11 protein-coding genes are annotated in these 12318 nt (G+C 61.4%); all 11 read left to right on the top strand.

Features of this window, described 5'->3' with window-relative positions:
• Positions 1-27 precede the first annotated feature (27 nt).
• The 11 genes from argS to C5748_RS22220 all read left to right on the top strand — a co-directional run bounded on the left by argS (position 28) and on the right by C5748_RS22220 (position 12194).
• Positions 28-1785 (top strand): arginine--tRNA ligase, encoded by a 1758-nt coding sequence (gene argS / locus C5748_RS22270; protein ID WP_105744473.1) that lies wholly within the window; start codon positions 28-30, stop codon positions 1783-1785.
• A gap of 100 nt (positions 1786-1885) precedes the next feature.
• The gene (locus C5748_RS22265; RefSeq protein WP_105744471.1) at positions 1886-4615 is read left to right on the top strand and encodes an SPOR domain-containing protein; all 2730 of its coding nucleotides are present in this window, start codon (positions 1886-1888) and stop codon (positions 4613-4615) included.
• Between the two features lie 142 nt (positions 4616-4757).
• Positions 4758-5777 carry a beta-N-acetylhexosaminidase gene (gene nagZ / locus C5748_RS22260; RefSeq protein WP_105744469.1) on the top strand — a complete coding sequence of 340 codons (1020 nt, stop codon included), beginning with the start codon at positions 4758-4760 and terminating at the stop codon, positions 5775-5777.
• A gap of 79 nt (positions 5778-5856) precedes the next feature.
• Positions 5857-6660, top strand: coding sequence for a segregation and condensation protein A (locus C5748_RS22255; protein ID WP_105744467.1), 804 nt, complete (start codon positions 5857-5859; stop codon positions 6658-6660).
• Positions 6653-7384 carry an SMC-Scp complex subunit ScpB gene (gene scpB / locus C5748_RS22250; protein WP_105744465.1) on the top strand — a complete coding sequence of 244 codons (732 nt, stop codon included), beginning with the start codon at positions 6653-6655 and terminating at the stop codon, positions 7382-7384. Before C5748_RS22255 ends, scpB begins: the two co-directional genes overlap by 8 nt.
• Positions 7385-7561: 177 nt before the next feature.
• Positions 7562-7786 carry a twin-arginine translocase TatA/TatE family subunit gene (locus C5748_RS22245; protein WP_105744585.1) on the top strand — a complete coding sequence of 75 codons (225 nt, stop codon included), beginning with the start codon at positions 7562-7564 and terminating at the stop codon, positions 7784-7786.
• A 64-nt stretch (positions 7787-7850) separates the two neighbouring features.
• On the top strand, positions 7851-8435 hold the full coding sequence (tatB, locus tag C5748_RS22240; RefSeq protein WP_105744463.1) for a Sec-independent protein translocase protein TatB: 585 nt from the start codon (positions 7851-7853) through the stop codon (positions 8433-8435).
• Positions 8432-9256, top strand: a complete 825-nt coding sequence (tatC, locus tag C5748_RS22235) for a twin-arginine translocase subunit TatC (protein WP_105744461.1) — start codon at positions 8432-8434, stop codon at positions 9254-9256. Before tatB ends, tatC begins: the two co-directional genes overlap by 4 nt.
• A gap of 79 nt (positions 9257-9335) precedes the next feature.
• Entirely contained in the window at positions 9336-10739 is a 1404-nt protein-coding gene (gene serS, locus C5748_RS22230; RefSeq protein ID WP_105744459.1) for a serine--tRNA ligase, read from the top strand.
• 34 nt (positions 10740-10773) lie between these two features.
• Complete coding sequence (surE, locus tag C5748_RS22225) at positions 10774-11544, top strand: 5'/3'-nucleotidase SurE (protein WP_105744457.1); 771 nt, start codon at positions 10774-10776, stop codon at positions 11542-11544.
• Complete coding sequence (locus tag C5748_RS22220; protein ID WP_105744455.1) at positions 11541-12194, top strand: protein-L-isoaspartate(D-aspartate) O-methyltransferase; 654 nt, start codon at positions 11541-11543, stop codon at positions 12192-12194. Before surE ends, C5748_RS22220 begins: the two co-directional genes overlap by 4 nt.
• The last annotated feature ends 124 nt before the right edge of the window (positions 12195-12318 follow it).

The following is a 12318-nucleotide window of genomic DNA, read 5'->3' as shown; positions in this document are numbered from 1 at the left end:
GGGCCCAACATAAATCCGGGACAGACCATGAATATCTTCGCAGATTTTGACTCGCGCATCAAAAAGACGCTGCAAGGCATTGATTTACAATCAAAAGATGGTGCCGCGCTTGATTTGTCCCGCGTCAGCGTGGAACCGCCGCGCGATCCATCGCATGGCGATATCGCGACCAATGCAGCCATGGTTCTTTCCAAGGCCGTCGGGGAAGCGCCGCGCGAACTCGCCACGCGTATCGCCACGGCGCTGGAAGCGGATGCGGATGTGGCGTCGGTCAACGTCGCCGGTCCGGGCTTTATCAATCTGCAGCTGAAGGACAGCTATTGGCATCGGCAATTGACTGCGATGATCGCGGACGGAACCGATTACGGCCGCTCGACGGTCGGCGGCGGACGCAAGGTCAATGTCGAATATGTCTCGGCAAACCCGACCGGACCGATGCATGTCGGCCATTGCCGGGGGGCGGTGGTGGGCGATGCGCTGGCCAATCTGCTGAAATTTGCCGGATATGACGTCACCAAGGAATATTACATCAACGATGCCGGCGCGCAGATCGACGTTCTGGCGCGCTCGGTGATGCTGCGCTACGCCCAAGCGCTGGGCGACGAGATAGGCGAAATACCCTCAGGGCTTTATCCCGGTGACTATCTTGTTCCCGTCGGCGAGGCGCTTGCCAGCCAATATGGCCGGGAATTGCTGCAGATGCCTGACGAGGAGGCGCTCGCCATCGTCAAGGATCATACCATCGATGCCATGATGGCGATGATCCGGTCCGATCTGGATGCGCTGAACGTCCATCATGATGTGTTCTTCTCGGAACGGTCGCTACATGCCGACAATGCGCGGACGATCCGCTCGGCGATCAACGATCTGACGTTGAAGGGGCATGTCTACAAGGGCAAGCTGCCGCCGCCGAAAGGGCAATTGCCGGACGATTGGGAAGATCGTGAGCAGACTTTGTTCCGTTCCACCGATGTCGGTGACGACATGGACCGTCCGCTGATGAAATCGGACGGGACATTCACTTATTTCGCAGCCGACGTCGCCTATTTCAAGAACAAATACGATCGCGGTTTCGAGGAGATGATCTATGTGCTCGGCGCCGACCATGGCGGCTATGTCAAACGGCTGGAAGCTGTGGCGCGGGCCGTTTCCGGCGGCAAGGCGGAACTGACGGCTATACTGTGCCAACTCGTCCGGCTTTTCCGCGCCGGCGAGCCGGTGCGCATGTCGAAGCGGTCGGGCGAGTTCGTGACGCTGCGCGATGTGGTCGATGAAGTCGGGCGCGATCCGGTGCGTTTCATGATGCTCTACCGCAAGAACGATGCGCCGCTCGATTTCGATTTCGCCAAGGTGACGGAGCACTCCAAGGACAACCCGGTGTTCTACGTGCAATATGCCTCGGCGCGCTGCCATTCGGTATTCCGGCAGGCGAAGGACCTGGCCGGCTTCGAGAAGCTCGACCGGCAGACGCTGGGCCGGCATCTGGAAAAGCTTACCGATGAGAGCGAAATCGCGCTTGTCCGCAAGCTTGCGGAATATCCGCGACTGATCGAAAGTGCGGCACTTCACCAGGAGCCGCACAGGCTGGCTTTCTACCTCTATGATCTCGCCAGTTCCTTCCACGCGCAATGGAACAAGGGAACGGAAAATACGGACTTACGTTTTATTAAGGTTAACGATCCAGACTTGTCCCTTGCCAGGCTAGGGCTGGTGCAGGTCGTTTCTGATGTCCTGGCGTCCGGATTGTCGATTATCGGAGCGGACGCCCCGGCGGAAATGCGCTGAAGCGCTGGAAATAGCTGTCAACTTTTGCCCACATTGCACTGGTAATCGCCAATGATGGGTGACGTCGGCTGGCGCCCCGAGTAGAGTGCAGGAACACGCCATGACGGACAGCAATTTAAAATACCGTGATCACGGAGGGCGCCCGTCGCAAGATGACGATCCGCTGATGGAGCTATCACGGATTATCGGCTTTGATGAGCCGGTAAAGGACGCTGCTTCGCAGGCGGCGGCGGATGATCTTTCCTTTGATCTCGAACAAGAGCTGATAGGCGGTCTCGAAGCGGAGCTTCATACCGAGGTTCAGCCCGACGATCAGCCGACAGTAGCGCCGGCGATGCACCATAATTGGTCAACACCTCGTCATGTGGAGGAACCACGCGCCGAGGAAACGGAAGCTGGGAACACGGGGGCGTTTTCTTCCCCATCTCAGTCTGACGATGACGAATTCGATTTTTCCGCTTCGCTCGAAAGCGAATTGAGTCTGTCGATGGGCAAGCCTGATGCCGCCGATCCGGCCGTGGAGGATTTTTCCCTCGACGACGACGCGTTCGCCGCAGGCTCTCGCGATCATGTGCATCATACGGTAGCAGATGGAGGCGAAGCCTATTCATCGGCACCGGCGCTGGATTCCGAGGAATATTCCAGCGATTTTTCTGCCGCGCAGGACAATGACGGCTATGATCCGACGATCTATGAACCAGCCTATGATCCGGCGGGTGACGCGCCGGCGGCGGTGGCAAGCTATGTTGCCGCGCCCAGCCTGGAAGACGAGCTGGAAATGCTTTTGACCGGCGGGGACGAGGTTTCGCCGCCCGCCGCGCCTGCTGCCGGCTATCCCGCGCCCCAGGCTGAGCCTGCCGCAGTCCATTATCCCTATTACCCGTCCCGAAGCTATTCTTCGCCGGCCCCCATTCCTGGCGAGCATGGCGTCCAGCCGGCGTCATACGCTGCCTCCTATTCCGAGGGTGGGGCCGGAGCACATGAAGGCTACGGCGCTCCATCACACGAGGCGACGGCAGACGAAATGGAGCGAGCCGATGCGGCGCCCAATGGCTGGGACGGCGAGGAGCCGCAACTCGACGAGGATTTCTTCGGCGCCGAAGATGACGGCCAATATGCAGAGGCCGAGGTGCCGGATCTCAACGACACGGATAACGCCCAGTCGGCGCAGGCCATGGTCTATGCAGGTCATTCCGGCTACAGGATCGCGGCTGGCGGCCCGGCGCCCGAGGTGGAGACAGTCATCGTCTCGGAATCCAGGGTCGATCAGACGGATGCGCTCGATCTGCCGGAGGTCGATTATGAGGCCGAGCCCGCGGCCAATAGCGGCTTGAACGCTTTGGAAAGCGAGTTTGCCGAAGTCTTCACCTCGATCGAGGTGGACGATCAGACGCCAGCGCCCGAAACGCAGGCGCCTGCCGGCAACAGCTTCGATGATATCTTCAACGACGCATACGGCGTTCATGGCGGCGTTCAGGACCAAGCCTATGGTGCGCAGCCATTGCAGACGGCTGCGCCTGCCGCCTATGCCGCCGGCGCAGCCGCGGCCGTCAGCGGCTATATGGCCGAAAGAGCATCGCAAGCAGCGCCGCAACCGGTGCATTCAAGCGCGTCTCCGGCAAGCGCGTCGCCCGGCACGTCGAATGACTATTATAATCATTGGGCCGGCTCGGGGCAGGGCCAGGAGGATTTCGATTATGATCCGCACTCGGCGGATGATCTCGATATACCTGCTGCAGCCTATGAGCGTCAGCCTGCCCGCGGGCGGCGCGGTCTGGTGATGGCATCGGTGGCCGGTGCGGCATTGCTGATCGGCGGTCTTGGCTATTATGCGTTTTCGTCAGGCGGCGGCATTGCAACTCCTGTCGTCATCCAGGCCGACAACCAGCCGGTCAAGGTCCAGCCGGAAAATCCCGGTGGCAATACGGTGCCGAACCAGGACAAGGCCGTCTACGACCGGGTCGCGGGAACCACACCTGACGCGCCGGAGCAGAAAACGCTGGTCAACACCGAAGAGAAGCCCGTCGATATCGGCATGGCGGACGATGATGACGGCAGCTTCGACGATACAGCGGTCAATGACCGCGTCGAACCATCCACGCTGAACGGGGTCGTTTCCAATGGTGGGAGAGAAAATCCCGTGTTCGCCCCGCGCAGGGTTCAGACGATGGTCGTCAAGCCTGACGGCACCATCGTTGCGCAGGAGGCCGCGCCATCTCCACCGGCAAGCGCCAGTGTCGCGACGCCGCAGGCGCGTCCGGCTGGAACGGAAATAGCCGCGCTTGAGAATACCGCTGCGCTTCCCGCGAGGAATAATGCGGCCGATGCAACCGAGCCGACACAGACGGCGGGAATCCCGACGCAACAGCCGAATTCGACGCCAGTCGCAAACGCGCCGGCTCGGGTGGTGAACACCCAGGCGATCACGCCTGATAGCGCCATGGCCAAGCCGAAGAACGTACCGGTCGTGCCGTCGCGTCCGGCTCAGCAGCCGGTGACGATCGTCGACAGTACACCGGCAGCATCGGCTCAGCCCACCCAGGTGGCATCAGCGGCCAATGCCGCAGGAACGGCTGCGGCAAGTGCTGGAGCATATTCGATCCAGATCGCATCGCAGCCATCGGCGGACGCAGCCCAGCAGAGCTATGCCAATCTGGCCCGGCGCTACGGCAATATCATCGGCGGGCACGGCGTCGATATCCGTCGTGCCGATATCGCCGGGAAGGGCACTTATTACCGGGTTCGCATCAATGTCGGTTCGAAGAGCGATGCCGTTGATCTGTGCACCCGGTATAAATCCGCGGGTGGCAGTTGCTTCGTCACGCAGTGACGGCCGTTTTCTCCTGAATGGATTTTCTTCTGGATATCGGGGGCGGCGAATGAGCCGCCCTTTGCCATTATCGTCTGCCACAGCATGCCCTGAATATGACGAAAGCCATGCTATCCCTGATTTTTCCGAATAGAGTTTGACCATGAGCGAATCAAAAGCACTGATTGCGGGCGTATCCGGAACGAGCTTGACGGCGGACGAGATCGCGATCATTCGCGACGAACGGCCCTGGGGCTTCATTTTGTTTGCGCGCAATATCGGTGAGGCGACGCAGATTTCCGATCTGACGGCGCATCTGCGCGATCTGACGGGGCGGCCGACGACGCCTGTCTTCATCGACCAGGAGGGCGGGCGCGTCCAGCGACTTCGTCCGCCGCTTGCGCCCAACTATCCGCCCGCATCGGCGCTCGGGGCGCTCTATCGCCATGACGAAGAGGCCGGATTGCGTGCGGCCTGGCTGACGTCGCGGCTTCATGCCTTCGATCTCTTGAAACTTGGCATCAACGCCGATTGTCTGCCGGTTCTCGATGTTCCGGTGGAAGGCGCGCATGACGTGATCGGCACGCGGGCCTATGCCACGGATCCGCAGATCGTCGCGGCACTAGGACGTGCCGCTGCCGAAGGCCTGCTTTCCGGCGGCATGCTGCCTGTCATGAAGCATATTCCCGGACATGGGCGCGCCTTTGCCGATACGCACAAGGAACTGGCCAGGGTCGATGCGCCGCTTTCAGAATTGGAAGCGCGCGATTTCGTGCCGTTCCGGGCATTGGCGGATTTGCCTGCCGCGATGACGGCGCATGTCGTTTTCACGGCCATCGATCCGGCCCGGCCCGCGACGCTGTCGCCGACCGTGGTCGAAACCATCATACGCGGCACCATCGGGTTCGACGGACTTTTGATGAGCGATGACATCTCCATGAAGGCACTTTCTGGGGATTTCGGGGATTTGACCGACGCAATCTTTGCCGCAGGCTGCGATGTCGTGCTTCACTGCAACGGCGTCATGGACGAATTGTCGAAGGTGGCGGCGCGCGCGCCCGTTCTGGCGGACAAGGCTAGGGAAAGAGCTGACATAGCCGAGGTCTTCGCCGGCGAGCCCGATCTGTCCGATGAGGCCGATATGCGCGAGGAATTCCAACGCACGTTCGAGGCGGTAGCATAACCGGGTATTTTTCAGGGGATTAGCGGGATTGGTTGCGACGGGCGCGAAAACAACAGGCAGGGATGACGCGGCGACGCCGATGGATGCGCTGTGGCAGACGGATGCCGAGCGTGGCGTCAGCGAACCGGCGCTGGTCATCGACATCCAGGGTTTTGAAGGCCCGCTCGATCTGCTGCTTCATCTGGCGCGCAACCAGCGCGTCGACATGGCGCGTATTTCGGTTCTCGCGCTCACCGAGCAATATCTGCTGTTCATCGAGCAGGCACGGGCCTTGCGGCTGGAACTGGCTGCCGATTATCTGGTCATGGCGGCCTGGCTCGCTTATCTGAAATCCAAGCTGCTGATCCCGAAATCGCCTGGAGACGACGGCGAAACCGGTGAGGAGCTGGCGGCGGTCCTGCAATTCAGGCTGAAGCGCCTGGAGGCGATGCGGGACGCGGCGGTCAAGCTCGTCAATCGCAATCGGCTCGGGCGCGACGTATTCGCCCGCGGGATGCCGGAACTGGTGGTGGTGGAGAAGAGAAACCAGTTTTCCGCTTCGCTTTACGATCTCCTGACCGCCTATGCGTCGCAGCGCCAGCGGCGGGCGGCCGTCGCCCGGGTCGAGATCGCGCAGCGCACCGTCTGGTCATTGAAGGAAGCGCGTACGATCCTGACGCGGCTGATGGGCGAGATGAGCGACTGGACGGCGCTGGACCAGTTCCTGATCGCCTTCATCCCGTCGCCGCGCGAGCGGGCCACCGCGCTTGCCAGCTCCTTTGCCGCAAGTCTCGAGCTCGTCAGGGAAGGGAGGATCGAGATACGCCAGGAATCGCCGTTCAAGCCGCTTTACATGCGCACCAGGCGAGGCGCAGCGCCGGTCGAGGAGCCAGGCGATGTCTGACACGGGCAAAGCGCAGGTCGTGTCGTTTCCCGTCACTGACCCCGCCGGCACGGACGTCTCCGCGGCGCGGCTGGCGATGGCGGAGGCGGTGCGGATGGCCGAGGCACTGATCTTTGCCTCGGCGGAACCGGTGTCGGAGCGGGCGCTGGCCGAACGACTGCCGTCGAATGTCGATATCCCCGCGGTGCTTAGGGCGTTGCAGTCCGATTACCAGCGGCGCGGCGTTAATCTCGTGCGCTCGGGCGACGCGTGGGCATTCCGGACCGCGGCCGATCTGACGTTCCTGATGAGCCGCGAGGCCGTCCAGCAGAGGAAGCTGTCGCGGGCGGCGCTGGAAGTTCTGGCCATCGTTGCCTATCACCAGCCGGTGACCCGCGCGGAACTCGAAGACATTCGCGGGGTCGAGACGTCGAAAGGGACGCTCGACGTGCTGATGGAAACGGGCTGGATCAAGATGCGCGGCCGCCGCCGCGTGCCCGGCCGGCCTGTCACCTATGGCACGACGGAGAGCTTTCTCGATCATTTCGGCTTGCCCGATATCCGCGATCTGCCTGGCATGGAGGAGTTGCGCGGGGCAGGGCTTCTTTCGGCGCGCATGCCATCGCAGTTCTCCATTCCCGTGCCATCGATCGATCACGATGAACTGACCGAGGACGAGGAGCCGCTCACCGATATCGACCTGGAAGAACTGGGGCTGCTGACGCCCAAGGTGGAGCAGGATTGAAAGCCGGCCACTCTTTTTTTGCGATTTGGGGGCAATCTGACGCAAGGGCCCGAAAAAATTTCCCTGCGCACCGCCGGTCACGATATAGTTCCGTTTGAAAGATGCGGAGAAAAAGCTTAAATCACGGCAACTGGTTTGGATTTTCGCTTTCTGCGATCCGGCAACAAGAGGAATGTTATGGGTAGTTTTTCACTTTGGCACTGGTTGATCGTGCTCGCCGTCGTGCTGCTGCTGTTTGGCCGTGGCAAGATCCCGGAGCTGATGGGCGATGTGGCCAAGGGCATCAAGAGCTTCAAGAAGGGCATGGCGGATCAGGACGAGGATGAAGTCGAGACGGCCAAGACCATCGACAACAATCCCGATACACCGGTCTCCCCTGCAAAGAAGACCTCGAAGTCCTGACAATGTTTCAGATGCCACGGCCTTAGGGGCCACGGGATTCTGATGCGTATGGAGTCCAAGTACCATGCTTGACATCGGCTGGTCCGAGATACTGGTGGTCGCGGTTATCCTGATCGTGGTCGTCGGACCGAAGGACTTGCCGAGAATGCTGAGGGCATTCGGCAAGGCGTCGACCAGAATGCGCAAGACGGCGAACGAGTTTCGCCGTCAGTTCGACGATGCGCTCAGGGAAGCCGAGCTTGACGACGTGAAGAGCGTCGTCGACGACGCCCGCAGCCTCGATCCGCGCAAGGACATCAAGAAAATGTTCGATCCGATCCGGTCTGCCGGAGAGGAATTGCGCTCGAGCCTCAACAAGACCACGGCGAAGCCGGAGGCCGCGCCCGTTCCGCCACCGGAGCCGGTGCCTTCCGCCAACGCGCCGGTTGAGAACGCGCCTGCAGCGGTTTCGGCGCCTCAAGCCGATGCGGCGGCGGCGGAAAAACCTGCGAAGACGGCAAGAAAGACGGCGGCGCGCGCCAAAGCGTCGAATTCTTCGGCCAAAACGTCGATGAAGCCGGCGGCAAAACCGGCTGCGGCTGCAAAGCCTCGTGCGGCGAAGGCCACGCGGGCAAAAACAAAAGCAGACGAGACAGGATCGAAAGCGTGACCGGCGAAGACGACGACATCGAGCAAAGCTCGGCACCGCTGATCGAGCATCTGATCGAACTGCGCCGCCGGATGATATGGGCGATTGTGGCGTTCTTCGTCGCTTTCGTGCTGTGTTTCACCTTCGCCAAGCAGCTTTTCAATTTCCTGGTCGTTCCCTACCAGTGGGCGCTCGATTGGGCCGGCATGGACCGTTCCAAGGCGGAGCTCATCTATACGGCGCCGCAGGAATTCTTCTTCACACAGGTCAAGGTGGCGATGTTCGGCGGGCTTGTCCTGGCCTTTCCCGTCATCGCGTCGCAGCTCTATAAGTTCGTGGCGCCGGGGCTCTATAAGAATGAGCGCATGGCATTCCTGCCATTCCTGGTGGCATCGCCGCTGCTGTTTCTGCTCGGTGGGGCACTGGTCTACTGCTTCTTCACGCCGATGGTGATGTGGTTTTTCCTCGCCATGCAGCAGACGGGCGGAGCAGGCGAGGTGCAGATTTCGCTTCTGCCGAAAGTATCGGAATATCTCAGCCTGGTGATGACGCTGATCTTCGCCTTCGGACTGGTTTTCCAGCTTCCCGTCGTCACCTCGCTTCTGGCGCGGGCCGGGCTCGTCAGCTCGCAGACGCTGAAGGAGAAGCGCAAATACGCCATCGTCATCGCCTTCATCGCGGCGGCGATCCTGACGCCGCCAGATCCGGTGAGCCAGATCGGCCTTGCCTTGCCGACCATCCTTCTCTACGAGATTTCCATCTGGGCGGCGCGAATGATCGAGCGGAAGCGGGCACTCGCTGAAGCCGAGAAGGCTGCGGAAGCGAGCAAGTCCGCGTCCTGATCTTTCGTTCGGCGTCGTCAGTCCTGGATGCCGGTTTGCCGGCATCCGCCCCGTTCAATTCTTATCCACGGCCAATCCCATGCTTGATATCAAATGGATACGCGAGAACCCGGAAGCTCTCGACAACGCCCTTGCGAAACGCGGCATGGCGCCCTTGTCCGCCGGCCTGGTGGCGCTCGACGAAAAGCGGCGTCAGCATGTCGGCCGGGTGCAGGAGGCGCAGGAGCGCCGCAATGCGGCATCCAAGGACATCGGCAAGGCGATGGCGCAGAAGGATTCCGACACGGCGGAGAAGCTGAAGGCCGAAGTCGCCGAGATCAAGAGTTTTCTGCAGGGCGCTGAGGAAGAAGAGCGCCGTCTGGACAAGGAACTGGCCGACGCGCTTGCGGTCATCCCGAACCTGCCGCTCGACGATGTGCCGGTCGGCAAGGACGAGGCCGACAATGTCGAAATCCGGCGTGTGGGCAACCAGCGCAATTTCGCCTTTTCGCCCAAGGAGCATTTCGAGATCGGCGAAGCCATGGGCACCATGGATTTCGAACGCGCCGCGAAGCTTTCGGGCAGCCGGTTCACCGTGCTGAAGGGCCAGCTTGCGCGGCTGGAACGCGCGCTCGGCCAGTTCATGCTCGACCTGCACACGGGGGAGCATGGGTATATGGAGGTGAGCCCACCGCTACTGGTGCGGGATGAAGCAATGTTCGGAACGGGGCAGTTGCCGAAGTTTGAAGAGGATTTATTCGCGACTTATCGCGATTTGAATTTCGGTGAGCTTAACGAGAAAGCGAGGCGTGCGGCTCTAGCGCAATATGGGCTCGGCGGACTGGGTACGACAATTTTAACCGCAGATATTGAGTCTGTTCTGCCCACGGATCGATTTTTCTTGATCCCCACCGCCGAAGTGCCGCTGACCAATCTGGTGCGCGATGAGATTCTTGACCTGAAAGACCTGCCGATCCGCATGACGGCGCTGACGCCGTGTTTCCGCTCGGAAGCGGGTTCGGCGGGGCGGGATACGCGCGGCATGCTGCGCCAGCACCAGTTCTACAAGGTCGAGATGGTGTCGATCACCGATGCCGAGAGCTCGGTCGAGGAGCATGAGCGGATGACGGCCTGCGCCGAGGAGGTTTTGAAGCGCCTCGGCTTGCCGTTCCGCACCGTGGTGCTCTGCACCGGCGACATGGGTTTCGGCGCGCAGAAGACCTATGACATCGAGGTCTGGCTGCCGGGGCAGAATGCCTATCGCGAGATTTCGAGCTGCTCGGTCTGCGGCGATTTCCAGGGGCGCCGCATGAATGCCCGCTATCGCCCCGAAGGCTCGAAGGCGACGCGCTTCGTCCATACGCTGAACGGCTCGGGCGTCGCGGTCGGCCGGGCGCTGGTCGCGGTGCTCGAAAATTATCAGGAGGAGGACGGCAGCGTAACCATTCCTGAAGTTCTTCTTCCTTACATGGGCGGGCTCTCCAGGATCGAAAAGCCGGAATAAAGCCCGTGTGAAAACCACAGGAAGGAATTGGGACTTGCGCATTCTCCTGACCAATGACGATGGAATCCATGCGGAAGGGCTGGCGGTTCTGGAGCGGATCGCACGGCAGCTTTCGGACGATATCTGGGTGGTTGCCCCGGAGACGGACCAGAGCGGGCTGGCGCATTCCCTGACGCTTTCCGAGCCGCTGCGCCTGCGCAAGATCGACGACCGCCATTATGCGCTGCGCGGCACGCCGACCGATTGCGTCATCATGGGCGTGCGCAAGATCATGCCCGAGCCACCCGATCTGGTGTTGTCGGGCGTCAATTCCGGGGCGAATATCGCCGATGACGTGACCTATTCGGGCACGGTGGCCGGCGCGATCGAGGGGACGCTGCTCGGCATCCGTTCCATCGCGCTTTCGCAGGAATATGAGTTCGAGGAGGGCAACCGCATCGTCCCCTGGGCAACCGCCGAGGCTTGCGCGCCCGCTCTCATCAGGAAACTGATCAAGGCGGATATCCCTCGAGACGTTCTGTTGAACGTCAATTTCCCCAATTGTGCACCCGATGCCGTCACCGCGACGCGCGTGACGGTGCAGGGCAAGCTTTCGCACGAGGCTTCGATAGACGAGCGCCGGGATGCGCGCGGTTTCCCCTATTTCTGGCTGCGCTTCGGCCGCGGCAAGGCCGATGTCGCCGCCGACAGCGATGTGGCGGCGATCCGGACGGATGCCATCTCGATCACGCCGTTGCAGCTCGATCTGACCGCGCATAAGAGCCGGGCGGCTCTGGCTGCGGTTCTCGGTGCGGACGCCCTATGACGCCAAAGCTGTCGGAGCGCGAGGAGTTCGCCGCTTTCGTGCTCAGGATGCGTGGGCGCGGGCTGAATGATCCGCGTCTTTTCACCGCTATCGAGGTCACGCCCCGGCGCGGTTTCGTCAACGGCTTATGGGCGGATGTCGCCTACAAGAATCGCACTATTCCGCTCGATTGCGGCGAATATATCGAAGGGCTCGATGATCAGGCCCGGCTGATCTCCGCGCTAGGCATCGAGGAAGGGCAGCGTGTGCTGGAAATCGGCACCGGCTCCGGCTTCACGGCGTCGATCATGGGCCGGCTCGGCGGCCGTGTCACGACGATCGAGCGCTACAAGACGCTGGTGGAGCAGACACGCCAGCGGCTGCAGGCGCTCAAGATCGAGAATGTCGTCGTCAAACATGCCGATGGACGCCATGGGCCGCCGGGCGGCGGGCCGTTCGACCGAATCATCGTCTGGCCGGCTTTCGAAAGCATGCCGCGCCATTTCGTCGATCTCCTGGCCAGCAATGGCGTGATGATCGCGCCGATCGGGCCGGGAGACGGACAACAGGTGATGTCCCGCCTGTCCAAGATCGGCAGCCGTTTCGAGCGCGAGGATCTGATGCTCGTGCGTTATCAGCCATTCATCGAAAGCATCGCTTCGGTGCTGTAACTCTATCCGCTAAGCCTCCGGCTCTGCCGGAGCGAATAACGGCCGTTATACGGCTTCGGGAGTAGGGTCCTGATATCAGATGATCTCCTTGGGGAACCGCGAGGCCCTCAAGGAGATCACAATG

Origin of the sequence: Phyllobacterium phragmitis (assembly GCF_002980495.1) — a bacterium.
GTDB classification, from domain to species: domain Bacteria; phylum Pseudomonadota; class Alphaproteobacteria; order Rhizobiales; family Rhizobiaceae; genus Paramesorhizobium; species Paramesorhizobium phragmitis.
Note: the sequence above shows the minus strand (reverse complement) of the source record. Positions and strands in the feature narration are given on the sequence as shown.